Genomic DNA, 23,730 nt, shown 5'->3' on the forward strand with positions numbered 1-23,730 from the left:
ACCCAAATTATGAAGAACACATTTTTAGTATTAATAGCTATTTTATCGTTAACAGCTTGCTCAAGTGATGATGATAACCAAGAAGAGCAAGAACAACCAATAAGTCAATCCCACATTGTTGAGTTTACAACAGGAATTCTTGAAAGTTGGGTAACGGTAATTTTAACTACTACAATTACTTTAGAAGATGGTACACAATCTACTATTAATTCAGATTTTGATTATGCTTTAAATATTGTAAGTGTTGAGATTCCAGAGAACACAGCTAGTTTTGATTTGGAATTTTATATAGAAGATTCATCTCAAGCTGAAATGCGCTTTTATGGTTCTGTAGATAATGTTAATGTGTATCAAGAAACCATAAACCAACAAAGTTTCCAATATCAATATACTTTTAATTAAGGTATGTGTAATTCCTTATTAAAAGAATTTCGCTTTAAGATTGGAGAACAGTATGAATTAAATGAGTTTAATCTTAAGAGTCTTAAATCAACTTTTAGTAATGGATTAGAGTATGAAAATTACGAGTATATAAAAGGAGATTTTAATACACTTTTTGGAATAGATTTTTTTAGTAATCCAATCTTACAGTATAATGGAGATATACTCTATAGCATAATTTGCGAGTTTGAGCTATCTCATTACAGTTATCTTAAATCTAAAGTTAATCAGTGTACATTTAAAGAGGTAACTATTGATGTATTAATTAATGATGAAGTTACTTGTAATTTAATAGTTAAGAAGAGCTAAAAGGGTATGTTTAAAGGCATGCTATTAATAATAAATCAATGAGAACACTAGTAGAAAGTAGGATTATAACTATAATTAATTGTCCCGTCCAGACCGCTAAATTGCTAAAGCTCCAAGAAGTTGGAGCTTTTTTTGGCAATAAAATTTAGTTGTGTTGTTTTGATAGATGTAGTAGTCTATCAATAGGTTAAGTAGTTAACCAATGGAAAGCTTTCCTTTTTTCTTTAATGAAAATTGGGATGCTTTTTTGTTTTAGGGTGGTTTTGAATTTTTTATAAAACTAAATATAAAATCAATCTTTTTTACTTATAAAAATAATATATACGCAATTCATCGATTAAATAGTACATTTTAACGATTATTTATCAATTATGACTCAAGTTTGAATTATATTAGCAGTCCTTCTTAAGTCCCTAAATCGAAACCCAACTTAAAAAGGTTAATTATTCCATTCAAGACAGTTTAGTCTTATTCCCTCATGTTCTTAAAATATGTTTGTAATTAATTTATACGTGTATTTTAAAAATTAATAATCCATCTTTTCCCTCAATTAAGTTTTGCCTGAAGCAGGACTTGTTAAACATTATTTATTTGTTAAACTTAAAAATTGAGAACATATGAAATCCCTAACAATTACATTATTAGTAGCATTATTTTGTGTAACCGTATCTGGAATTAACCTACAAGAGACTACAGTTGCTAAAACAACCAAAGAAAAAACTATTTCTAAAACAGACAACTTTGAATATAATTTTGAAGTAAATAGGCATGTTAAAAAAGGACAAAGTCTTCCTTCAAACGGATAGAATAAACATTATACATTTTATGATGGGAACGCACACTTTTTATTAATAAAGGTGTGATTTTCCATGTCCATATATATAATATTTTAATCATATTATATGATACTTTGCATTCATGTCATAAAATATTTTAAATTTGGATGACATTGAAATAAACTTGTATTGTATCAGAAAATAATCTTCATACTCACTTTATTATTTTTCTTACCATTAAATGCACAAAACACGTCTTTTAATAGGCAATTGGATAGTATTTATTTTTACAGAAAATTAGCAGATAAATCTTCAAATACTAAAGAAGGAATAAATTATGCTAAATATGCCATAAAATTATCGAAAGAAACTAAACTAGATTCTACAATTTTAAACAGCAAAAGACTTCTTGCAACTCTTTATATCAGAGAGAGAAATGTTGATTCTTTATTTAACTTAAATCATGAAAATTTAAAACTGGCTACTAAATTGCATGATTCTTTAGCTATTGCAAATATAACCAATGTTTTAGGTTGGTATCATGAGCAAAAAGCTCAAATAGATAGTTCTTATTATTATTATTATTCTACATATAAAATTTTTAAGGCTCTTAATGAAGTAGAAAGAGAAGCTGAATCTTTATTTTTTATGGCTAATATTCAATTTAGTCAACGAGATTATATAGGTTGTGAACAAAATGCTGTAGCATCTATTAGATTATTACAAACATTACCAATAACTGATAAGTCATTAGATTATTTATGGGCATTGCATAATTTAATTGCAATTGCCTCTGATGAATTAGGGCTTTATGATAAAGCTATAGAATATCATGAAAAGGCTTTAACTTATAGTAATCAGCTTGAAAATAATTTTATATATACTTTATACTCTAATAGCAATATTGCATTAATTTACAAAGAGTTAAAACAATATAGTAAAGCTTTAGTAATCTATGAAGAATTATTTCAAAATAAAGAGATACTATTGAAAGAGCCAAATAATTATGCTCTTATTTTAGGTGATTATGCATATATAAAACATTTATCTAAGAATTATAAAATAGATGATATTTCAAGGATGTTTTCCGAAGCTTATAAATTAAGCGATAGTTTAAATGACCTTTATAGTATTATGTCTGTTAGTTTAAATACTTCAGAATTTTATAAAGATATTGAATATAAAGATTCTGCTCTTTTCTTTGCCAATAGAGCATATAATCTTGGTAAAGAAACTAATACTAATGATGTGATTTTGCAAGCTCTTATGTTAAAATCAAACATTGAAGATCCTACAAAATCTAAATTATATTTAAATGAATATGTGCATTTAAGTGATAGTCTCCAGAATAAAGAACGTGCCATTAGAAACAAATTTGCTAGAATAGAATTTGAAACAGATCAAATAGTTGAACGAAGCAAACAAATAGCAAAAGAAAGACTATGGCTATTGATTCTTTCAATAGGATTGATTTTTACTTTACTATTATTATACATCATTATCACTCAAAGAAATAAAAATAAGGAGTTGAGATTTAATCAACAACAACAGGAAACAAACGAGGAAATCTATAACTTGATGCTTTCTCAACAAGATAAAATAGATGAAGCCAGAGTTGCTGAGAAAAAACGAATTTCTCAAGAAATGCATGATGGAATTTTAGGAAGACTTTTTGGAATCAGGTTAAGTTTGGATAGTTTAAATATGAGTACTCAACCAGAAGCTATCAAGTCTAGAGAAAAATATTTAGAAGATTTAAAAGAGATTGAACAAGATATTCGTAAAGTTTCTCATGAACTGAATACAGATTTTGTATCTGGTTCAAATTATATAAATATTATCAGAACTCTTCTAGATAACCAAACAAAAGCTTATAAACTTGAATATATTTTAAGAAATGACGATAACATTGATTGGGATAGTGTGTCTAATAAAACTAAAATTCATTATTACAGAATTATTCAAGAAGCGCTTCAAAATATATATAAGCATGCTAATGCTTCAGAAGTTCATATTAGTTTTAAACAAAAAAATAATGTAATTTGCTTATCGATTTCAGATAATGGTGTTGGTTTCGACGTAAGCAAAGCAAGAAAAGGCATTGGTTTAAAAAATATAAACTCTAGAGTAAACGAAATTAATGGTGAACTAGAAATTAAATCGACTATAGATTCTGGAACAGAATTAATCATTAAAGCCCCAATCTAAAAACTAAATTACTCATGCAAGAAACTATTCGCATATTAATGACAGACGATCATCCAATGATTATTGAGGGATATCAAAACACATTAATAGCGACTAAAAAAGAGCATCAAGATCTAAAAATTGATATAGCAAATAGTTGCGATGAATCTATAAAGTTTATGAATAAAGCCATTTCGTTAGAAAACCCTTACGATATGCTATTCATGGACATTAGTTTACCCCCTTCAAGTGATGGAAAATATACGTCTGGTGAAGATTTAGCAATTTATGCCAGAAAGATTATGCCTAAAGCAAAAATAGTCATTCTTACCATGTTTAATGAGTCTTATAGAATACATAATATTGTAAAAACAATTAATCCTGAAGGGTTTTTAATAAAAAGCGATTTAACTTCAAGAGAGTTATCAAGCGCATTTCAGGCAGTAATAAATAATCCACCCTTTTATAGTGGAACTGTAAATAGTATTATAAGGAAAAACATTTCTAACGATATTATTGTTGATGAAATAAACAGAAAAATACTTCACTTACTATCTCAAGGTGTAAAAACTAAGAGTTTAACAGACCATATAAACTTATCTATGAGTGCTATAGAAAAACGTAAAAAGCATTTAAAAGAATTATTTATGGTAGAAGATGGAAGCGATGAAACTTTGTTAAATGAAGCTAGAATCAAAGGATTTGTATAATTTTATCAAATAAAAAGTGTTAAAATCACTCTTCATTATAACTTTAAACTCTCTGTAAAAGGTTGATATTATTGACTATTACGGTTTTTCCGTAATTAATTTGTGGTTTTACCGTAACAAAATTTTAAAAGTTCGTATTATATTTGAAGTATCAACAACAATTAGTTAATCCCTCAAAAGATATTTCGTTGATAATAGCATTTACACTAACCTCGTGACTTTTATTCCTTAATAATAGTCATGAGGTTTCTTTTTTTAGAAAGTAAAGATGCTGCTTTTATATTCCCAGACTTTCATAATAAAAAACCCAAAGTAGATTATAGCTACAATAAACTTTATAAAAGTACCAGTTAAAAAACCTAAAAATGAACCAAAAGCTGCCTTTACTGCTGTTTTAGAATTAGTTTTATTAATTTTTTCTCCAATAAAAGCACCAACAAAAGGCCAGATAATAATACCAAAAACTCCCAGTATTGGAAAAACTATAGCAACTAATAAACCAAGTGTTGTACCAAAAACACCATGCCTACTTCCTCCAAATTTTTTAGTTCCTAAAGACGGAATAATATAGTCTAGCGCAAAAACCATTATTGCAATAGCAAGAGTAATACCTAAAAACAACCAATTATTAGGAACAGCATTTGTTAAATAGAGTAATAGTAAACCAATCCAACTTAATGGAGGTCCAGGTAAAACAGGTAAAAAGCTTCCTAAAACACCTGTTAGCATAAATAATAAACCAATAAGGGTTAATAAAATGTCCATATAATTTTCTTTATAAGACGAAGATATAAAATGATTATCACATTTTTAACTAAAAAATTAGTTCAAACTAAAATTTTAGTTATATTTGTGTTCAACTAAAATTTTAGTTTTAAAATAATTCATATTAATTATGCATCATACAAAACAGCTTACCAAGGCAGAAGAAGAAATCATGCAAATGTTATGGCGGCTTGAAAAAGCCAATGTCAAACAAATTATTGATTTATTGCCTGAACCAAAACCAGCTTATAATACAGTTTCTACAATAGTTAGAATTTTAGAAAGTAAAGGATTTGTAGATTATGAAAAACAAGGGAAAGGACATGTGTATTTTCCAATTGTTAAAAAACAAGATTATAGCAATCAGAGTTTAAATACGTTGGTAGATAACTATTTTCAAGGTTCATTTAAAAGCATGGTATCTTTTTTTGTGAAGAAAAACGACATCAGTTTACAAGAGTTGGAATCTGTTTTAAAAGACATTAATAAAAAAGACTAATTATGGTAACTTATATCATTCAAACAATTGCATTTCAGTTATTCTTTTTATTAGTTTACGATGTATTCTTAAAAAAGGAAACTTTCTTTAATTGGAATAGAGCCTATCTTTTAATAACAGCTATATTATCTTTTGTATTACCAACTATTAAAATCGAGATGTTTAAAAACATCGTACCACAACAATATATAATTACACTTCCTGAAGTTGTAATTGGAAAACAAAACCCAATAGTTTTAGATGAAGTATTCATTGAGGGAACTAATCAAATCTCAAGCTTTTCATGGTCTTGGATGTATCTGTTCTATCTAGGTTCTGCAATTGCTTTTGTAATTTTTGTTTATAAGCTGAAAAATATCATCCAATTGATTTTTAGCAATCAAAAACATCAAGAACAAAATCTAAAAATTATCACTTTAGAAGACAGTCGTGATGCCTTTTCATTTTTCAACTTCATATTTATTGGTAAGCAATTGGAAAATGAAGAAAGAGAAACCATTTTAAAACATGAGCTAGTACATGTAAAGCAAAAGCACACGTTCGATATGTTGTTTTTCGAAATTCTACGTGTCTTGTTTTGGTTCAATCCACTTATTTATATGTATCAAAACCGGATTTCTGTAGTACACGAATTTATTGCAGATGCCGAAGCTGTAAAGCACAATAAAACACAATATTATCAAAACCTGTTATCGCAAGTGTTTCATGCCAAGCAGGTATCATTTATCAATCCATTTTTTAAAGAATCATTAATCAAAAAACGAATCGTTATGTTACAAAAATCAAAATCAAAACAAATTCAATTAGTAAGGTATGCACTCTTAATTCCCATGGTAATTGGCATGTTAATTTATTCATCGTGTTCAGATGAAAATCAAAAACGAGAAGATCTAATGGAAGAAAATTCAATAAAAGAACTTTCAATATTAGAACAAATTGAAGCAATTAAAAAGGAAATTGAAATACAAGGAGAAGTTACACAAGAAGGAGAAAAAGGCTTGTTTTTATTATTAGGAAGAACAACTTTTAATATAAACCAAGATTTCCTCGATAAAGTAGATGAATATAATGAAGCAGAAAATAAGAATGAAATTCATAAAAAAATAACATACTTGTTTAAGTCACTTCCAACAGAAGGAAGTATAACAGATGAAGAGATTTTCGCAATAAAAAAACTAATAACAATAACACAAGGATCTTCATTAAATTCATCAGAGTATGAAGGAAAATCCGAAGTACCGTTTTCAGTAATTAGTCAAGTCCCTGTTTTTCCAGGTTGCAACTCACAGGCAGATGAAGCTGGAAAAAAAGTTTGTTTTAATGAGGGAATAAGTAATTTTGTTGCTAAAAACTTCAATGCAGATTTAGCTAAAACCTTAGATTTAAAAGGGTCTATTAAAATATCTGTTTTCTTTAAAATAGATAACCAAGGTAATATTATTGAAGCCAAAGCAAGAGCTCCAAAACCAGAACTGGAAGTAGAAGCTGTTCGCGTTGTCAATATGCTACCAAAAATGACACCAGGAATGCATGGAGGAAAGGCAGTAAACGTACCTTATTACTTGCCTATTAAATTTGAAATTAAAGAATAAGTGTTATAAAACATAAAAAAACCGAAGACTTAACTTCGGTTTTTTTTATGTTTAAATTGTTTCATTTATGTAGGATTATCAAAAAAATTGTACTTTTCCATTTCAAATCTGTGTATGAAACATTTGTACCTTTTATTTGGTTTATTGTTGCTGGTTTCTTGCAATTATTTTGATGTCAAGAAAACAACATCAGACGCCATTTTAAATGAAGAATTAAAAACATTTAATTGGAGTGAAGTAGACGAATATCCTTCTTTTGCATCTTGTAATGACGAAGTCTCCAAAGAGGAAAAAAAACGTTGTTTTCAAAATTCCTTAACAGCCATTATTGCCAATAAAATTCAAAGAGACACCATAGTAGTTTCACAAGATGTTAAGGATACCATTTATATTAAATTTCAAATTTCCGAAACTGGAACCTTGTCCTTGTTGGAAGCCAAAGTAGATTCTGTAACTCAAAATGAAATTCCAAATATCGATCAACTTATTGCAAGTAGTTTAGATTCGTTGCCAGAAATTTATCCAGCCATTAAACGAGGACAACAAGTAAAAACAGCTTTTACTTTACCTGTAATTATTCAAGTAAATTAAAGTTGTTACACGAAGCTTGAAGAAGTGTCTTGTTCAGTGCAGAATAAAATGATTAAAACCTAATGGCCATTTTCTTCATCAACCTTAATATTTCAACATACAACCATATAAGAGTAACTAAAAGTCCCCAAGTTGCCAACCATTCTTTGTCTTTTGGTGCTTTGTTTTTATGTTCTTCAATAAAATCGAAATCCAAAAGTAAAGCCAAGGAAGCAAAAACAGCTGCCAGCATATTAAAGATAATAGCAACCCAAGATGTTCCCCAAATAAAGGTTTTTATGCCAAAAAAACTTAAAATCCATGAAATTAAATAAACTAAAAAGATACTAGCACATACTATAATAATTACACTTCTAAGTTTTTTTGTAACTACAATTATTCGAGTCTGATAAAGCATTAACATGACAAAAAAAGTAATGATTGTAACTCCAATAGCTTGAAAAGGAAGATTAGGAAATTTAGCATGTGCATAACTACTTATGCCACCAAGAAAAAACCCTTTAGCTATTGCATAGAGTGGTACTAGATATTTTGCCCATTCTTTTCTAACTGAAATGACAATACTAATTACAATAGCAGAAACCATACCTCCTGTTACAAACCACTTTATATTTGTTCCTTTAGAATATAATTGCCAGACATAAACTGTTATAGAGGCAATAATTAAAATTGAAAAAAGTGATTTTAAAATAATTCCACGAACACTCAACTTTTCTGAAGTACTTTTATCGCTCTCCCAAAAATAATTGTTAAATGCAGGATTAGATGTTTTGTCTAAACGCATCTATTATAAGTTAAATTTAAAACCAACAGCAAAATCTATTGGAAAATTTCCTTGGTTTTCAATAAAAATGGCAAATAGATTATTATATGCAATTGTAATAAAACCGTTCTTAGTTACTTTTATATCGCTTCCTAAACCAAAAATAAATGGTGCTTCAAGGTTTGAGCCAGATTCATCTTCTGTAATATAAGTACCAGGATTTAGTGGGTCTTCAAAACTAATAGTTTCATTGAAAAAAGTATAAGTAACAAAAGTTAAATTGCCATAAATACTAAAGTTGCTTTTATTGATAAAACGAAATCTGTAACCTAAACCTAATTCTGTAGAGGCATATTGAAAATCATTAGATTCTAAAGCAGTCTTTAAACTAAAATATCCAGCATGACGTTTAAAACGTGTGTCACCATAAACTTCAAATTCTGCTCCAAAAAACGGAACAGATGTATTTTCTGGGTTATTAACAAAAGGTTGATTTGTAATGCCTCCAAAAACACCTAATCGTGATTTAAGTTTAGCTCGTGGCTCATAACTATAGTTTAAATCTGTGGTTGAATTATATGTATTTATATAATCTTTTAAACTAGCAAGAGTTAAATTTACTTTTTCGGCATTTAGGTTATATTCTTTTGTTAAATTGTTTAATGTAGTTTTGTATTGTTCTTGATATTTTTTTGTGTCTGGATTTTTAGTATTTACTAATTCTTGAATAGATCCATCTTCTGTTTTTACAAAATATCTGAATTGTCCATCAAACGTATTCCATAATAAATCTAAATTGCCTTCAACTTCAGTTTTTAATTGAAGTGTTTCACCATTTATAGTGTAAGTTTCTTGAGCTTTAAGAGATGAAAAACTTAAAAACAAACATAATAGAATAACTAACTTTTTCATTAGATTGAGGTTTTACAATTCTTGTAAATCTAGCAAAAATAAATGATTCTTGCACTATTTTCGATATCTCCTATTTTTCCATTTGTAGTTTGGAAAAAGTGAAATAATAACAATATAGACACTAAAAAAAGGATAAAATATTGAACTAATAAGATAGCTTTTTAATAAGTATTTCTGATTAAAAAATGAAGTGGTTTTAAATAGAAGCATATAGTCTATGATTATTTTTATAGTAAAAGTAATCAACAGATATTTGAAGCTAAAAGCGTTAAATAATGTAAGAAGAATAGAAGAAACTAAAGCAGTATTCATTAACAAAACAACAAATCCAGTTAGTTTTCCGAAGCTATTTTTATAGTGAGTTGTTTTTGAAGCCCAACGAACACGTTGTGATATTAGACTTTTAAAATTTGGTTGAGATTTTGTTAAAACAATGGCTTTTTTTGCTTTTAAAAATAATACTGATTTAGGATGTTTTTTTATGGCTTTTTGTAATAAAAAAACATCGTCTCCACTAGCAATATCATTATTTCCTTCAAAACCATTTAGTATTTTAAAAACATCTTTTTTGTACGCTAAATTGGCTCCATTGCAAATAAAAGGCTTTTTTAATCCGAAGCCTCCAACAGTAGCTCCAATTAAACTTAAAAAATCCAGAGTTTGAAATATGTCTAAAAAAGAATTGATATTATAATAAGTTACAGGAGCAGCAATGAGATTACAATTTGTTTTATGTATAAAATTGCTATAACAAGTAAGCCAATATTTTGGTAATAAACAATCGGCATCTGTAGTAATAATCCACTCGTAAGATGCAAGTTCAATTGCTCTAGAAATAGCATCTTTCTTCGGAGAATTTGAAATTCTTTTATTTTGAATGATTTTAAAATTAATATTAGTGTTTTCGAGTTTTTTTTTAATAATTTCTTCTGAAGGATCTTCAGATGCATCGTTTATAAATAAAATTTCGAAGTTTGCGACTGGATATCTAAGTTTTAAAATCGAATTCAATAAAACTGGAAGGTTTTCAGCTTCATTTCGAAAAGGTATTACAACCGAAAATTTGATTTTTTCGGTTTCTACTTGACAAATAAAGTTAGGAATTTTATTAAAACCATAGATAAAGCTTCCTATTAATAACAGATAACAAAATGTGATGCAAAAAATTAAAATCATCATAGTTGCACAGGTTTTGGAAGTTTAAACTTTAACACAAACACACTGCCAATAATACTTGGAAACACAAAATTTAACAGCCACATAAAAGTTACAATGCTTAAAGTGGTTAATTCGTTTACTCCTACTATGGAGAATAAATATACAGCCACACTACCTTTTATAATCACATCGAAAATGAATATTGATGGAATTATAGAAGCTAATAAATACATGGAACTAATAACTATCATGGCGTTTTTATAAGATACCTCTACACCAAATAATTGTAATAAAAAATAAAACTGAAATGAAAAAATAAAGTAACGTAAAACAGAAAAGTTGAAACAAAATAGATACTTTTTGAATGAAATGTTTTTAAAAAAATTCAATACTTTTTCTATGGAAATACTTTTAATAGTAACTTCCTTTTTCTTTAATCCCCAAAAAGTGAATGTTGATATTAAAACTAGAATAATTAAAAATCTAGCCGACTTATGATAATTAATATCTACTTGATATTTAGTAATAAAATAGTATAAACCAAAAACACCAAAACATATAGTAACTAGCATTTGCATCATATTACCAAGAAAATTTAAAAGCACAATTTTTTTTTGAAACCCTGAAACATAAAACATTGCTTTAGCTCCATATTCTCCAATTCGGTTTGGAGTAAATAAAGACACAGTTAAAGATCCTAAACTTTGTTGAAGTGTTTCTTTAAATGTTATTTTTTTAATAATGGATACTAAATTTTGCCATTTTGCAATTTCAAAAAACAAATTAAAACTGCTTAATATGAATAAAAAAGTGATGTTTTTTAATGAAAAAATCTTGTTTTTGGATAAAAATTCACTAAAAACCTTAAAATCCAATTGATGGTTTGTAGTCAGTTTGTTGTAAATAAAATAAAAAGCACCAACAACGATGCTAAATTTAAGTAGCACAAAAAAGAATTGTTTAGTTTTGTAAGGTAAGGCTCTATACATTTATAGTATGACTATTTTATTTGCCGCAAATTAAACAATATCCTTTATATGAACGCATATTATATAAACTTCAAACAAGCTTCGGTTTCTATTATTTTTTTGCTCATCACATTTTTAGGTTTTGGTCAAGCTGAAACTAGCAAATGGAAAGTGCAATTTGCAGTAGGAATTAATAGTCCAAGTTCCAGTGGTTTTGTTACGGGATTTGAAGCCAATTCTATTAACTTCCCAACAATTAATTTAGGAGTTCAACACATGTTTAAAAGACAGTTTGGAGCTAAATTGGATTTTGGATACAATAGATTCTCGAATGTAGATTCTTCACCAAATTTTAAAGTAAATTACACAAGAATAAATGCTCAATTTATATACGATCCAACACCAGTTATAACATTTTTACCAGTTGGAATGGGAGTAGTTGCTCATGCAGGACCTGGCCTTAGTATCATTAAACCTTTAGATATTTATACAGATAATAATACTTCTTTTTTAAATATTATGGCTGGTATTGAATTTCATTACAGTATAACTCAATTGTTAACCATTTATTTAGACACTTCTTATATCTATGGATTTAGTAGTGATTTCGACCCTGTTTCTGAAGGATATGGATCTTTTAATGGAAATTTATTAACTGCAACTATTGGTGTGTCTTACTCTCTTAGTGGTTGCTATTATTGCGATTAATGAGTAAAGAAAAAATAATTTTAGGTATTGATCCAGGAACAACCATTATGGGATTTGGTCTCATAAAAGTAGTTGGAAAAACCATGTTGTTTATGCAATTAAACGAATTGGATTTAAAAAAATACGATGATCATTATTTAAAACTAAAACTCATATTTGAACGTACAATAGAACTTATTGAAACGCATCATCCAGACGAAATTGCTATTGAAGCACCTTTCTTTGGTAAGAATGTACAAAGTATGCTAAAATTAGGAAGAGCTCAAGGAGTTGCAATGGCAGCAGGTTTAAGTAGAGAAATTCCAATAACAGAATATTCGCCTAAAAAAATTAAAATGGCTATAACTGGAAACGGAAATGCTAGTAAAGAACAAGTGGCTAAAATGCTTCAAAGTTTGTTAGGTATTAAAACACTTCCAAAAAACTTAGATTCCATGGATGGTTTGGCAGCTGCAGTTTGTCATTTTTATAATGAAGGAAGAATTGAAGTTGGTAAAAGTTATTCTGGTTGGGCAAGTTTTGTAAAACAGAATGAAGGACGAGTTAAAAAGTAATTCAAAAAATTAAAATCATCGCAGGAATTTACATTCACATACCGTTTTGCAAGCAAGCCTGTTATTATTGCGATTTTCATTTTTCAACTTCTTTGAAGAAAAAAGATGAATTGATTCAAGCATTAGTAAAAGAACTGGCTTTAAGAAAAGACGAATTCCGTAACCTAACAGTTGAAACCATATATTTTGGAGGAGGAACACCTTCATTATTGTCGAATGATGAATTGAGTTTGTTAATTGATGCAGTTTATAAAAACTATCATGTAATTGATAATCCAGAAATTACTCTAGAAGCCAATCCAGATGATTTAAATGAAAACCGAATAATAGAATTATCTAAAAGACCAATAAATAGATTAAGTATTGGTATTCAATCTTTTTTTGAAGACGATTTAAAATCCATGAATCGTGCTCATTCTTCCGAAGAAGCGAAAAATTGTTTGACTATAGCAACTCAATATTTCGATAATATAACAATTGATTTAATTTACGGAATACCAAACATGAGTTTGGAAAAATGGCATGAAAATTTACAGATAGCTTTCAGTTATGGAGTGAATCATATTTCTAGTTATGCTTTAACGGTAGAGCCTAAAACTGCTTTGGACACTTTTATAAAAAAAGGACAATATCCTCCAATGGATGACGAGTTGGCGCAGCTTCATTTTAATCATTTAATATCTGAAACTGAAAAACAAGGCTTTGTTCATTATGAGATTTCAAATTTTGGAAAACCTCATTACTTCTCAAAACACAATACGAGCTATTGGCAAGGGAAACCTTATTTAGGAATTGGACCTTCAGCACATTCATTTCATGGAAATATTAGAAGTTGGAATGTCTCTAATAATACCAAATACATAAAAAGTATTGAGGGAAATAGTTTGCCACAAACTCAAGAAATTTTAACAGTACAAGAGCAGTATAACGAATACGTTATGACAGGTTTAAGAACTATTTGGGGAGTTTCTATTGATAAAGTAGCGCAAGACTTTGGTGATAATTTTAGAACCTATCTTTTAGAACAGTCTGAAGAATTTATTAATCAGCAATTATTGTATATTGATGAAGGTAAATTGTTAGTAACTAAAAAAGGAAAATTTTTAAGCGATGGAATTGCTTCAGAAATTTTTATGATTTAATTATATTTGAGCATGATTGCTACTATAGAAACCAATTCGAAAAAATATAAAATAGATTTATCAAAACCTTTAGATATTTCAATTCCTTTAAAAGCCTCTAAAACTAATGTCAATGCATGGTATTTAGATGAGCCTAAAATTGAACCAGTAAAAGATGGCGAGTGGATTGCAAGTGTTGCAGAAGGAGCTGATGTTAATTTTAATAATATTTGGTTTAATCCGCATGCACATGGCACTCATACCGAATGTGTAGGACATATTACCAAAAAAGTACATTCTATCAATCAGAATTTAAAGCAGTTCTTCTTTTTAGCTGAAGTGATAACGGTTGCTCCAGAAAAGAAAGGAAAAGACTTTGTAATATCTAAAAAACAACTTCAGTTTGCTTTGGGCAATAAAAAAAGAGATGCTGTTGTTATTAAAACCATTCCTAATACAAACGAAAAATTATCCCAACAATATTCAAATACCAACCCTCCTTATTTATTATCTGAAGCTGCAATATATTTACGAGAAAAAGGTGTAAAACATTTGCTTATAGATTTACCAAGTATCGATAAAGAAAAAGATGATGGAGAATTATTAGCTCATAACGAATTTTGGAATACAGCAGGAAGAACAAGAATGGATGCAACTATTACTGAGTTTATTTTTGTGCCAAATTCTGTTTTAGATGGTACTTATTTTTTAAATCTGCAAATAGCTCCTTTTGAAAACGATGCTTCACCAAGTAAACCTGTTTTGTATGAAATTATTGAGTAGTTTTAAAATATGAACATAGAACAATTTCGCACATATTGTTTAAATAAAAAAGGCACTACAGAACATTTTCCATTTGATAATGATGTTTTGGTTTTTAAAGTGTTAGATAAAATGTTTGCATTAGCTTCATTGAAACAATGGGAAAGTGGTGATGGTTATATTAACTTAAAATGTAATCCAGATTACGCCATAGAATTAAGGGAGTCTTATGAAAGTATACAACCAGGATACCATATGCATAAACAGCAATGGAATAGTGTTTATATTCATCGAGGAGAGTTGCCACCTCAATTAATCTTTGAACTAATAGACCATTCTTATGATATGGTTGTAAAAGGTATGACCAAAAAAATGCTAGATTCTCTTCAATAAAATAGTATGTTTGCAGTTTAGAAATATTAATTCTGAAAATCAACAATTAAAAATCCAAAATAACATGAGCGTATTGCAAACATTACAAGAAAGAAGTAATAATACTTGCGAATTATGTACTACTATCGAAGATTTATCACAATACACTTTGCCTCCTTCATTAAATGAAAATGTAGATAATAGTGTATTGGTTTGTAAAACTTGTTTAGATCAAATAGAAGGAAATGTAGATATGGATGCAAATCATTGGCGTTGTTTAAATGATTGTATGTGGAACGAACATGTTGCAGTGCAAATTTTATCTTGGAGAATGTTACAAAGACTAAGAAATGAAGGCTGGCCAAAAGACTTGCTAGATATGATGTATTTAGACGATGAAGCTCTAGCATTAGCAAGAGCCACTGGCGAACATGAAGATGAAGCAAGTAAAATAATTCATAGAGATTCTAATGGTGTTATTTTAGAACATGGAGATTCTGTTGTGTTGATTAAAGATTTAAAAGTGAAAGGTTCTAGTATGGTAGCTAAACAAGGAACTGCAGTAAGAAATATTCGTTTAGACCATGAAAATGCTGAATATATTGAAGGTAAAGTAGAAGGGCAGAATATTGTTATTATAACTAAATTTGTTAAGAAAACGTAGAATTTAATATTCTTAATTTGCAGGATTTTAATTAATAATAGTTTCAAAATAAGTAGATTGTCGAATAATAAAACTTTAATTTTTCATTCAACTAATTCTTGGGGTTTTTATCGATTTTATTATTTGAAAATCACTAATCAGTATATATTTACTTCATCGAACCTGATTAATAGCATAACCAGATTTACAAATTTTAATTTATGTTATTATGAATCTTACAATTACTCATTACAACAACTTTTTTAAAGTTAAAGGTATTTTAAACAGACAATCTGTTGGAATATTCCAAAAAGAATTCCAAGATGTATTTGAAAAGCTAAATGCAATTACGATAAGCATTGAAGGTATAGAAAGTATAGATAGAGATGGTGTAAATGCTTTAGCAAAATTACATAACGAATCAATTATCCAAAAGAAACAATTGTCCATTATTGGTTTTGGATGTAAAGACTTATACGAGCATTTTAAATCTAATGATACTGCTTAATTAACAGGACATATCTGCTATGATTTTCCATTCACCTTTAATTTTTTTAAAGATAATTATAAAAACGCCATTGGCATTACCAACATCTCTAGTTAAATGGTATTCACCTATAACCCAATAACTTTCTCCTTCAATTTTAGAGATATCGTTAATTACAAATTTTAAAGTACCTGTTTCTGCTTTTGTTGGGTATCCTTTTTTATAGTTAGATAATGTGTTTTCCCATCCTAAAGTTAAACCATTTCCACCATAAAATTTTAAAGATTCACTTTTCCAGTTGCCTTGCATAAAACCTACTAGATTATGCTTATTCCATGCTTCTTCTTGCAATTTCATGACAGTTAATATAGCCTCTTTATCTTGATTCTCATTAGACTGAGCAACACAAATAGTTGAAGAAATTAAAAATAATAGTATATAAATAGTTTTCATATTCAAGTTTTATAGTCATATAAATATTCTTACTAAAATTGAAATGATTTATAAACTATAGATTATTTAAGAATTTTTTGTTGCTTTATAAAAAACGCATCTGTTTGCAATTGCATTAATTCTCTTGCTTTTTTACGTTTATAGTTATACAGTTCTTCTTCATTAGCAATATCATTATAAATTTTATTGTTAATAGAAATATCTGTTTCTAATAAGATGTTTCTCTCTTTTACATTTCGCTCAACCCGAGTATTCAATGCGCTTTCAGCATCTTCAAGTTTAAAATCGTATTCGCTTTTTGGAGACAAAATTTTTGCAAAAATTGGTGAAGTTTCAATTGCTAGGAATAATAAAAATATAAAAAGAGAAGGTAACCAAGGCAGTTTGTTTAAAGCATTTACTCTAGCCATTAGTCCATCGAATCCATCTATTATAGGTTGTGTTGTTTCAATTTCAGAATTTAAACTATTATTTAAATTTACAATTTGAGATTCGATACTTGCAATTTTCTCTTTGTTTTCAGCTTTTAGTTGATTTAATTCTGCTAAAGCAGCATCATGTTTATCTCTTTTCTCTTTGTAAACAGGTCCTTTACCTAATAGTTTGGTTCCAGCAGTACCTTCGGCTTCAGAAATATAGGAGTTGTATAAGGCATTTACTTCAGCTTCTTTTGTTGTAATTTGTTGTTGTAATGCAATAATATCATTATCTAAACTATTAATATTTGGATTAAATTGTTTTGCAATTTGTTCTTTATTGGCAAGAGTTAAATCGTTTTTTTGTTCTAACAAAACTTGATTAATTTCTTTTTCAAATATTTTTAGTTCTAATGGTTTTGAAATAACAATTGCTATAATAATTGCTAATATAATTCTTGGAAAAGCCTGAATAACTTCGTCTAAAAATTGATTGCGTTTTTTAATAGTAGATACAATAAATCGGTCTAGATTAAAAATTAGTAAACCCCAAATAAGTCCAAAGCCTATAGCTATAAATGGATTATCGAAAACAGTGTAAAGTGCATAGCTAGAAGCAATAAAAGCCATAATTGCAGTAAAAAAAACGGTAGCTCCAATACCAGCATATTTGTTTTGTTCGCCATTGGAACAGGTGTCTAAAATGTCTGAATCTGATCCAGAACAAAGGATGAAGAATTTCTTTAACATGATTTGATTGATTTTGATTGATAGACTATTAGAACGCAAATTATGGTTATTTGTTACAAAAAAAGCTTCAAAATTCGAAGCTTTTAAATTTTGAAACTAATTTGATTAATCTAATCGTCTATTGTAATTGGATCTTTACTTAGATAAACTTTTGGGTTTTTAGAAGACGAATTTTTAGAGGAAATATTCATAGATTTATTGTCTTTTAAAATACTTATAGCTTTATCTGAAGGTATTTTTTCTCCTTCAAAATAAAATGTAGCTCCTTTTTTTGCCATATCTATAACAAAATCTAATGGTGACTTTGGAGGTGGAGGTGGTGGAGGAATATTAGACACTTCACCTTTTTTTACTTTTGTATTATACCACTTATTGTATTCTTCAATTGTTTTTTGATATTTAACCTTTTCTTCTGGAGTTGCATCTGCTGGAATTGGTGGAGGAGGTGGAGGCAAATCGTGAGCCTTTTTCATTTCTGGTGCCTTTGGTGGAACTGGAGGAGGAGGAATATTAGATAAGTCTCCTTTTTTTAAAATAGGAGAATCTGAATAATTTTTATCGTTTTTATCTACTAATTGAATTAAAATAGGTAATGGTATATTTGAATTTGTAGTTTTAATATTAAAAATTTGGATGTTTTTATTTGGTTCGTTTTCGTTTACTAAGGCAATAGCCTCTTTATTTAGCCTGTTGCCAGTTATTTTAACAGTTGGTTTACCTATAAATTTAATGAGAAAACTGATAACCTCTTCGTCTGTATTGGTGCCTAAAATTAATTTTTCAGTTGCTTCTCTAGATATGTTTACTGTACAGCCTCCTTCACAAGGAATTCCATTAATGGTTGGGATAAGTTGTTGTGTATAATTAGGAAATGGTTGTGCATTTTCTTTTTGTTGAACTGTCATTTTATTAAAAATAGATTCTAGCTTTTTCAAATCATTTAAGGGAACAACACGTGTAGCTTCAGGTTTTAAATTATATTGTTTAATCAACTTGTTGTATTCTGCAAGTTCTTCTGGACTTACTTTTTGTTGTGTTTCATGAGATATTTCGCTTAAAATAGCAGTATCTTTTTCAATAACTTTCTTTGTGCTAAAGCTATAAATTAAAAGTGCTAACATTGGGAGTAGCACGATGCTTCTCAACCAAATTCCTGTTTTTGATGATGATGTTTTCATAACTGTAAATCGTTTTTTAATTGATGAATAATTTATGGCAGATGCTAATTGTGGTTCTAATACATTTGATGAGAATGCTAATAATATTTGTTGATAAGTAGAAAGAGATACTCCTTGATTAATAACTTCTCTATCTGCTAAAAATTCATGATTCAATTTCATGGATTTCTTGAGTATATAGATTAGTGGATTAAACCATAATACAATTTGACATATTTCTATAAATAAGATATCTAAAGAATGTTTTTGAACTGCATGTGCTTCTTCATGAATCAAGACTTCCTTAGGAATTTGTTGTGTTTCAAAATGTATTTTATTTAAAAAGATGTAGCTTAAAAATGTATGTGGAACAATCAATTCTTCCAACAGAACATTTATTGATTTCTTTGTTTTTAATTTCGAATTTTGTTTTATTTTAAGGAAGATTTTATTCAAATTGTAAATGAATTTCACAGCAAAAAACAGAACGCCTAAAAAGTATATAGACCATAAAATAAATGATAAATATTGAAATGGATCTTCAACAGAAATTATAGTTGCTGACGTAGAATTGTTAATTATTGCTTCACTAGAAGTTACTGGAACTTCAATAATCTGAGTAAAGGTTATATAAGGAACTCCAAATGAAACTAAAACAGATGCTAATAAATAAAAACGTTTAAAAACATGCATGTTTTCGTTTTCTAAAAATAATTTATAGAAGAGCATAAAAACAACAAGACACGTACTGGATTTAATAATATATTCTAACATAATTACTTATTTTTAATTTCGGTATCGATTAATTTTTTTAAGTCTTCTAGCTCCTCTATAGTCAGATTTGTTTCTTTAGTGAAGAAAGAAGCAAATTGAGATGCACTATCATTAAAAAAGTTCTTAATCAAACCATTTACATGTTTTGAGAAATAATCTTTCTTTTTAACTAATGGAAAATATTCTCTTGATTTTCCAAATAATTTATAGTCAATAAACCCTTTTTCAGTCATTCGTTTTAATAAAGTTGCAACAGTTGTAGTTGCTGGTTTAGGCTCTGGATAGGCATCTAATAAATCTTTCATAAAAGCTTTTTCTAACTTCCACAAGTAATTCATTAAGTCTTCTTCAGTTTTAGATAATGGTTGCATTGTTCTACAATATTAGAATTAACTCTACAAATGTAGAACAAATATTTTAATTCTACAAATGTAGAGTTAAAATAATGAAATTTTTTACATTGAATGATTACTAGTGAAAACTAAAAAGCCGTTCACAATTTGAACGGCTTTTATTAAATTACTTACTTAGTTCAGTAAAATATTTATAAAATAAAGGAATGGTTTCAATGCCTTTATAATAATTAAACAATCCAAAATGCTCATTAGGAGAATGTATTGCGTCACTATCTAAACCAAATCCCATAAGTATGGTTTTACTTTTTAATTCCTGTTCGAATAAAGATACAATAGGAATAGAACCTCCACTTCGTTGTGGAATTGGAGTTTTACCAAAAGAATCAAAATAAGCTTTACTTGCTGCCTGATAACCAATGCTATCGATTGGAGTTACGTAACCTTGACCTCCATGATGGGGTTTTACATTTACAGTAACACCTTTTGGTGCAATACTTTCAAAATGTTTTTTGAACAATTGAGTAATTTCTTCCCAATCTTGATGTGGTACTAATCTCATGGATATTTTCGCAAAAGCTTTGCTTGCAATTACTGTTTTTGCTCCTTCACCTGTATACCCACCCCAAATACCATTAACATCTAGTGTTGGACGAATAGAATTACGTTCATTAGTTGTATATCCTGCTTCTCCATATACAGCGTCAATGTCTAATGATTTTTTATAAGCTTCTAACGAAAAAGGCGCTTTAGCCATTTCAGCTCTTTCTTCTTTCGAAAGATTTTCTACTTTATCATAAAAACCTGGAATGGTAATATGATTGTTTTCATTATGTAATGAAGCAATCATTTTTGTTAAAATATTAATCGGATTTGCAACTGCTCCACCATATAAACCTGAGTGTAAATCTCTATTTGGACCTGTAACTTCAACTTCAACATAACTTAAACCACGTAAACCAGTAGTAATGGATGGCACATCCTTAGCTATCATTCCAGTATCTGAAATTAAAATGACGTCATTTTTTAGTTTCTTCTGATTCTCTTTAACATAAACAGCCAGATTAGAACTGCCTACTTCTTCTTCCCCTTCAATCATGAATTTCACATTACAAGGCAACTGATTCGTCTTGGTCATAAATTCCATTGCTTTTACATGCATGTACATTTGCCCTTTATCATCGCAAGCACCACGAGCAAAAATAGCTCCTTCAGGATGTAAATCTGTTTTTTTAATAACTGGTTCAAAAGGTGGTGAATTCCATAAAATTAAAGGGTCTGGTGGTTGCACGTCATAATGACCATAAACTAAAACCGTTGGTAAATTATTATCAATTATTTTCTCGCCATAAACAATTGGGTAACCATCTGTTTCGCATATTTCTACATGGTCGCAACCAGCTTCTTCAAGCCTAGTTTTAACAACTTGAGCAGTTTTAATAACATCATCTTTGTATGCTGAATCTGCACTTATAGAAGGAATCTTTAATAATTCGATAAGTTCGTTCAAGAAACGATCTTTATGTTGATTCACGTAAATTGATATGTTTTTCATATTTAAATTTTGAATTTCCTCAAAAATACAAAAACAAGTATAACTTTTTATGATAAGATGAGTTTGTATATTAAAACTAATTTTTATATTTGCACTCCTTATTGCGGGTGTGGTGGAATTGGTAGACACGCCAGACTTAGGATCTGGTGCCGCGAGGTGTGGGAGTTCGAGTCTCCCCACCCGCACAATAATAAGTAAAAAGCTTCAACAAATGTTGAAGCTTTTTTTTCTTAAAAAAAAATGTTTAGCGAAAAAAAATGTTTAGCGTTTTATTAATTTTATTGTGTTTTTTTGTCCTTCTAAATTTTTAACTGTTACAAAATAGATGCTATTAGTTAAGTTAGAAACATCAAAAACATGTGTTTTGTCAAAATTGCCTACAAATTCTTTTAAAAGTTTTCCAGTAATATCAAATATTTGTAAATGATTTATTGATTTATTTATTGAGAATGATGTTCTTGTAGGATTAGGATAAAGTTTCAGATAGTCTAAATTATTTTCATTAGGTTCTAAATTTAGAGTACTGTCTAAATCACCTTCTAAGAAAATATTAAATGAAGAACTATTATTGTAAGTAACTGTTACTATCCCGTTGTTTTCAGGAAGTGTTGTATTATTTAAAGTAACTTCAATGATTAAATCTGAATTAGCGCCTAGAAAAATATTATTAAAAGTTTGAGAAAAACTGTAATCGTTTCCAATTATTTCAATGGAGTCTATAAAAGTGCCAGTTGTTCCAAAACTGTTTGTTAGTACTAATTGTAATGTTACTGTTCCATCTTCTTCAGAATAAACGAAAGATTTTATATACTCATCAGCAGAAAATGTGCTTTCAATATTAGGACTTCCAACAGGATTATCTTCGTTATAATATTCCATGTCTTTTAAAGGAAATCCACTTTTACCTGCTGTAATAAATATACCATTTCCTGAAACAATTGCTTGAGTGCCATCTCTATACTTTCTTGTTGGATTTTTTATAGTCCAAGTATTAGTGACTGGATCTAAAGCTTCTACATCGTTAAAAGTCCCTTCTACTTCTCCTGCTATTACATAAATTTCGTCTTCATATACTGCTACAGCAGATGCAGATCTTGGAGTAGGAAGATTTTTAGAAGCATCTAATGTAGACCATGTTTGAGTAGTAAAATTATAAACATCAATTTCAGGAATTAATGGATATCTTGATCCACCTGGTCCTCCGGACTGTCTACCTCCTAAAAGATATAATTTATCACTATAGACTGCAGCTTGAAAATGATCTCTTTGGTGTGGAGCATCTGTTAATTGAGTCCAAATTCCTGTTTGAGGGTTATATTCATCGAACCAAGACTGATAATTTCCGTTATGGCCTCCAATGTTTCCTCCTACAAAATAAAATTTATTGTTATAAACAACTAAACCACCTGCACCACGTCTTCTATTAGAAGGTATTTCTAATCCTTGTATCCATTGATTACTAGCAGAATTATACATGTAAATATATTCTGCTGGTGCCTCATGTGGATCATTATTATCTATTAAAGCTCCAATTACCCATACTAATCCTTCATATTCAATAGCTTGAAAATGATGCAGTAGAATTGGGGAAGAAGCGCCTTGAGTCCAAGTATTATTTGAGTAGTCATATATATCAACTACTTGTGTTTCACGACCACCAATAAGTAAGAATTTGTCACCTACTTGAACAAAACCACATTCATGTCTTGCTATATAGTTTTCGTCTTCATCCTTAAGTGTCCACGTTTGACTATATAATGAATTTACTATAGTGAAAAAGAATAAAGGGATATAGAGATGTAAAGTGAGTTTCTTTTTAAAAAGACCCTTAAGATGTTTCATAAAATGGTATGAATAAGTATAATAGATTAATAGCTAACTGAAAAGATACTAATTTTTTATTTTTTATTTTAATATGATTAATTAATTCGATAAAGGTGCTTTTTTATTCGAT

26 protein-coding genes and 1 tRNA gene are annotated in these 23,730 nt (G+C 28.7%); 16 read left to right on the forward strand and 11 right to left on the reverse strand.

The window, feature by feature from the left end:
• Positions 1-9: 9 nt before the first annotated feature.
• From FVF61_RS10360 to FVF61_RS10380, 5 genes are all read left to right on the forward strand, one after another.
• Positions 10-402, forward strand: coding sequence for a hypothetical protein (locus tag FVF61_RS10360; RefSeq protein ID WP_148456050.1), 393 nt, complete (start codon positions 10-12; stop codon positions 400-402).
• A 3-nt stretch (positions 403-405) separates the two neighbouring features.
• Positions 406-750, forward strand: coding sequence for a hypothetical protein (locus tag FVF61_RS10365; protein WP_148456053.1), 345 nt, complete (start codon positions 406-408; stop codon positions 748-750).
• Between the two features lie 617 nt (positions 751-1,367).
• The gene (locus tag FVF61_RS10370; protein ID WP_148456056.1) at positions 1,368-1,556 is read left to right on the forward strand and encodes a hypothetical protein; all 189 of its coding nucleotides are present in this window, start codon (positions 1,368-1,370) and stop codon (positions 1,554-1,556) included.
• A 159-nt stretch (positions 1,557-1,715) separates the two neighbouring features.
• Positions 1,716-3,734, forward strand: coding sequence for an ATP-binding protein (locus FVF61_RS10375; RefSeq protein ID WP_233586794.1), 2,019 nt, complete (start codon positions 1,716-1,718; stop codon positions 3,732-3,734).
• A gap of 14 nt (positions 3,735-3,748) precedes the next feature.
• A complete protein-coding gene (locus FVF61_RS10380) occupies positions 3,749-4,423 on the forward strand; it encodes a response regulator (RefSeq protein ID WP_148456058.1) in 675 nt (224 codons plus the stop codon).
• A gap of 255 nt (positions 4,424-4,678) precedes the next feature.
• Here the strand turns inward: FVF61_RS10380 and FVF61_RS10385 are convergent, their stop codons facing one another.
• Complete coding sequence (locus tag FVF61_RS10385; RefSeq protein WP_148456061.1) at positions 4,679-5,188, reverse strand: DUF456 domain-containing protein; 510 nt, start codon at positions 5,186-5,188, stop codon at positions 4,679-4,681.
• A 130-nt stretch (positions 5,189-5,318) separates the two neighbouring features.
• Between FVF61_RS10385 and FVF61_RS10390 the strand changes: the two genes are divergently transcribed.
• From FVF61_RS10390 to FVF61_RS10400, 3 genes are all read left to right on the forward strand, one after another.
• Complete coding sequence (locus FVF61_RS10390) at positions 5,319-5,687, forward strand: BlaI/MecI/CopY family transcriptional regulator (RefSeq protein WP_148456064.1); 369 nt, start codon at positions 5,319-5,321, stop codon at positions 5,685-5,687.
• A 2-nt stretch (positions 5,688-5,689) separates the two neighbouring features.
• The gene (locus tag FVF61_RS10395) at positions 5,690-7,279 is read left to right on the forward strand and encodes a M56 family metallopeptidase (RefSeq protein WP_148456067.1); all 1,590 of its coding nucleotides are present in this window, start codon (positions 5,690-5,692) and stop codon (positions 7,277-7,279) included.
• Between the two features lie 114 nt (positions 7,280-7,393).
• Positions 7,394-7,870: a hypothetical protein gene (locus tag FVF61_RS10400; RefSeq protein WP_148456070.1), complete on the forward strand. Its 477-nt coding sequence runs from the start codon at positions 7,394-7,396 to the stop codon at positions 7,868-7,870.
• A 52-nt stretch (positions 7,871-7,922) separates the two neighbouring features.
• Here the strand turns inward: FVF61_RS10400 and FVF61_RS10405 are convergent, their stop codons facing one another.
• From FVF61_RS10405 to FVF61_RS10420, 4 genes are read right to left on the reverse strand one after another with little or no spacing between them, the layout of a single operon-like run.
• The gene (locus FVF61_RS10405; protein ID WP_148456072.1) at positions 7,923-8,654 is read right to left on the reverse strand and encodes a Bax inhibitor-1/YccA family protein; all 732 of its coding nucleotides are present in this window, start codon (positions 8,652-8,654) and stop codon (positions 7,923-7,925) included.
• A gap of 3 nt (positions 8,655-8,657) precedes the next feature.
• Complete coding sequence (locus FVF61_RS10410) at positions 8,658-9,545, reverse strand: hypothetical protein (RefSeq protein WP_148456075.1); 888 nt, start codon at positions 9,543-9,545, stop codon at positions 8,658-8,660.
• 54 nt (positions 9,546-9,599) lie between these two features.
• Positions 9,600-10,724 carry a glycosyltransferase family 2 protein gene (locus FVF61_RS10415; RefSeq protein WP_148456079.1) on the reverse strand — a complete coding sequence of 375 codons (1,125 nt, stop codon included), beginning with the start codon at positions 10,722-10,724 and terminating at the stop codon, positions 9,600-9,602.
• On the reverse strand, positions 10,721-11,692 hold the full coding sequence (locus FVF61_RS10420) for a lysylphosphatidylglycerol synthase domain-containing protein (RefSeq protein ID WP_199757297.1): 972 nt from the start codon (positions 11,690-11,692) through the stop codon (positions 10,721-10,723). The genes FVF61_RS10415 and FVF61_RS10420 overlap by 4 nt, the downstream gene beginning before the upstream one ends.
• 48 nt (positions 11,693-11,740) lie before the next feature.
• Between FVF61_RS10420 and FVF61_RS10425 the strand changes: the two genes are divergently transcribed.
• The 7 genes from FVF61_RS10425 (at position 11,741) to FVF61_RS10455 (ending at position 16,339) form a co-directional block, all read left to right on the forward strand.
• On the forward strand, positions 11,741-12,379 hold the full coding sequence (locus FVF61_RS10425; RefSeq protein ID WP_148456082.1) for a cell envelope biogenesis protein OmpA: 639 nt from the start codon (positions 11,741-11,743) through the stop codon (positions 12,377-12,379).
• Positions 12,379-12,933, forward strand: coding sequence for a crossover junction endodeoxyribonuclease RuvC (ruvC, locus tag FVF61_RS10430; RefSeq protein ID WP_148456085.1), 555 nt, complete (start codon positions 12,379-12,381; stop codon positions 12,931-12,933). The genes FVF61_RS10425 and ruvC overlap by 1 nt, the downstream gene beginning before the upstream one ends.
• Positions 12,934-12,950: 17 nt before the next feature.
• Positions 12,951-14,075 (forward strand): radical SAM family heme chaperone HemW, encoded by a 1,125-nt coding sequence (gene hemW / locus FVF61_RS10435; RefSeq protein ID WP_148456088.1) that lies wholly within the window; start codon positions 12,951-12,953, stop codon positions 14,073-14,075.
• A 12-nt stretch (positions 14,076-14,087) separates the two neighbouring features.
• Complete coding sequence (locus tag FVF61_RS10440) at positions 14,088-14,837, forward strand: cyclase family protein (protein ID WP_148456091.1); 750 nt, start codon at positions 14,088-14,090, stop codon at positions 14,835-14,837.
• A gap of 9 nt (positions 14,838-14,846) precedes the next feature.
• Positions 14,847-15,209 (forward strand): MmcQ/YjbR family DNA-binding protein, encoded by a 363-nt coding sequence (locus tag FVF61_RS10445; protein WP_148456094.1) that lies wholly within the window; start codon positions 14,847-14,849, stop codon positions 15,207-15,209.
• 64 nt (positions 15,210-15,273) lie between these two features.
• Complete coding sequence (locus tag FVF61_RS10450; RefSeq protein WP_148456096.1) at positions 15,274-15,852, forward strand: PhnA domain-containing protein; 579 nt, start codon at positions 15,274-15,276, stop codon at positions 15,850-15,852.
• Positions 15,853-16,060: 208 nt separating this feature from the next.
• Entirely contained in the window at positions 16,061-16,339 is a 279-nt protein-coding gene (locus tag FVF61_RS10455; RefSeq protein ID WP_148456099.1) for a hypothetical protein, read from the forward strand.
• Here the strand turns inward: FVF61_RS10455 and FVF61_RS10460 are convergent, their stop codons facing one another.
• From FVF61_RS10460 to FVF61_RS10480, 5 genes are all read right to left on the reverse strand, one after another.
• Positions 16,340-16,771: a YybH family protein gene (locus FVF61_RS10460; RefSeq protein ID WP_148456102.1), complete on the reverse strand. Its 432-nt coding sequence runs from the start codon at positions 16,769-16,771 to the stop codon at positions 16,340-16,342.
• Positions 16,772-16,833: 62 nt separating this feature from the next.
• Entirely contained in the window at positions 16,834-17,937 is a 1,104-nt protein-coding gene (locus tag FVF61_RS10465; protein WP_148456106.1) for a DUF4407 domain-containing protein, read from the reverse strand.
• 110 nt (positions 17,938-18,047) lie between these two features.
• Positions 18,048-19,868, reverse strand: coding sequence for a M56 family metallopeptidase (locus tag FVF61_RS10470; RefSeq protein ID WP_148456109.1), 1,821 nt, complete (start codon positions 19,866-19,868; stop codon positions 18,048-18,050).
• 2 nt (positions 19,869-19,870) lie between these two features.
• The gene (locus FVF61_RS10475) at positions 19,871-20,239 is read right to left on the reverse strand and encodes a BlaI/MecI/CopY family transcriptional regulator (protein WP_148456112.1); all 369 of its coding nucleotides are present in this window, start codon (positions 20,237-20,239) and stop codon (positions 19,871-19,873) included.
• 148 nt (positions 20,240-20,387) lie between these two features.
• On the reverse strand, positions 20,388-21,776 hold the full coding sequence (locus FVF61_RS10480) for a dipeptidase (protein ID WP_148456116.1): 1,389 nt from the start codon (positions 21,774-21,776) through the stop codon (positions 20,388-20,390).
• A gap of 103 nt (positions 21,777-21,879) precedes the next feature.
• Between FVF61_RS10480 and FVF61_RS10485 the strand changes: the two genes are divergently transcribed.
• Positions 21,880-21,961 (forward strand) — tRNA-Leu (locus tag FVF61_RS10485).
• Between the two features lie 76 nt (positions 21,962-22,037).
• On the opposite strand, the gene FVF61_RS10490 is transcribed toward FVF61_RS10485, so the two are convergent.
• Positions 22,038-23,618 carry a Kelch repeat-containing protein gene (locus FVF61_RS10490; protein ID WP_148456118.1) on the reverse strand — a complete coding sequence of 527 codons (1,581 nt, stop codon included), beginning with the start codon at positions 23,616-23,618 and terminating at the stop codon, positions 22,038-22,040.
• Positions 23,619-23,730: the final 112 nt, after the last annotated feature.

Source organism: Xanthomarina maritima, assembly GCF_008084905.1.
GTDB classification, from domain to species: Bacteria; Bacteroidota; Bacteroidia; order Flavobacteriales; family Flavobacteriaceae; genus Xanthomarina; species Xanthomarina maritima.

Excerpts from the sequence above, each read along its gene's own strand:
- FVF61_RS10360 (WP_148456050.1), top strand. The coding sequence starts at position 10 with ATGAAGAACACATTTTTAGTATTAATAGCTATTTTATCGTTAACAGCT.
- FVF61_RS10365 (WP_148456053.1), top strand. The coding sequence starts at position 406 with ATGTGTAATTCCTTATTAAAAGAATTTCGCTTTAAGATTGGAGAACAG.
- FVF61_RS10370 (WP_148456056.1), top strand. The coding sequence starts at position 1,368 with ATGAAATCCCTAACAATTACATTATTAGTAGCATTATTTTGTGTAACC.
- FVF61_RS10380 (WP_148456058.1), top strand. The coding sequence starts at position 3,749 with ATGCAAGAAACTATTCGCATATTAATGACAGACGATCATCCAATGATT.
- FVF61_RS10385 (WP_148456061.1), bottom strand. The coding sequence starts at position 5,188 with ATGGACATTTTATTAACCCTTATTGGTTTATTATTTATGCTAACAGGT.
- FVF61_RS10390 (WP_148456064.1), top strand. The coding sequence starts at position 5,319 with ATGCATCATACAAAACAGCTTACCAAGGCAGAAGAAGAAATCATGCAA.
- FVF61_RS10395 (WP_148456067.1), top strand. The coding sequence starts at position 5,690 with ATGGTAACTTATATCATTCAAACAATTGCATTTCAGTTATTCTTTTTA.
- FVF61_RS10400 (WP_148456070.1), top strand. The coding sequence starts at position 7,394 with ATGAAACATTTGTACCTTTTATTTGGTTTATTGTTGCTGGTTTCTTGC.
- FVF61_RS10405 (WP_148456072.1), bottom strand. The coding sequence starts at position 8,654 with ATGCGTTTAGACAAAACATCTAATCCTGCATTTAACAATTATTTTTGG.
- FVF61_RS10410 (WP_148456075.1), bottom strand. The coding sequence starts at position 9,545 with ATGAAAAAGTTAGTTATTCTATTATGTTTGTTTTTAAGTTTTTCATCT.
- FVF61_RS10415 (WP_148456079.1), bottom strand. The coding sequence starts at position 10,724 with ATGATGATTTTAATTTTTTGCATCACATTTTGTTATCTGTTATTAATA.
- FVF61_RS10420 (WP_199757297.1), bottom strand. The coding sequence starts at position 11,692 with ATGTATAGAGCCTTACCTTACAAAACTAAACAATTCTTTTTTGTGCTA.
- FVF61_RS10425 (WP_148456082.1), top strand. The coding sequence starts at position 11,741 with ATGAACGCATATTATATAAACTTCAAACAAGCTTCGGTTTCTATTATT.
- ruvC (WP_148456085.1), top strand. The coding sequence starts at position 12,379 with ATGAGTAAAGAAAAAATAATTTTAGGTATTGATCCAGGAACAACCATT.
- FVF61_RS10440 (WP_148456091.1), top strand. The coding sequence starts at position 14,088 with ATGATTGCTACTATAGAAACCAATTCGAAAAAATATAAAATAGATTTA.
- FVF61_RS10445 (WP_148456094.1), top strand. The coding sequence starts at position 14,847 with ATGAACATAGAACAATTTCGCACATATTGTTTAAATAAAAAAGGCACT.
- FVF61_RS10450 (WP_148456096.1), top strand. The coding sequence starts at position 15,274 with ATGAGCGTATTGCAAACATTACAAGAAAGAAGTAATAATACTTGCGAA.
- FVF61_RS10455 (WP_148456099.1), top strand. The coding sequence starts at position 16,061 with ATGAATCTTACAATTACTCATTACAACAACTTTTTTAAAGTTAAAGGT.
- FVF61_RS10460 (WP_148456102.1), bottom strand. The coding sequence starts at position 16,771 with ATGAAAACTATTTATATACTATTATTTTTAATTTCTTCAACTATTTGT.
- FVF61_RS10465 (WP_148456106.1), bottom strand. The coding sequence starts at position 17,937 with ATGTTAAAGAAATTCTTCATCCTTTGTTCTGGATCAGATTCAGACATT.
- FVF61_RS10470 (WP_148456109.1), bottom strand. The coding sequence starts at position 19,868 with ATGTTAGAATATATTATTAAATCCAGTACGTGTCTTGTTGTTTTTATG.
- FVF61_RS10475 (WP_148456112.1), bottom strand. The coding sequence starts at position 20,239 with ATGCAACCATTATCTAAAACTGAAGAAGACTTAATGAATTACTTGTGG.
- FVF61_RS10480 (WP_148456116.1), bottom strand. The coding sequence starts at position 21,776 with ATGAAAAACATATCAATTTACGTGAATCAACATAAAGATCGTTTCTTG.
- FVF61_RS10490 (WP_148456118.1), bottom strand. The coding sequence starts at position 23,618 with ATGAAACATCTTAAGGGTCTTTTTAAAAAGAAACTCACTTTACATCTC.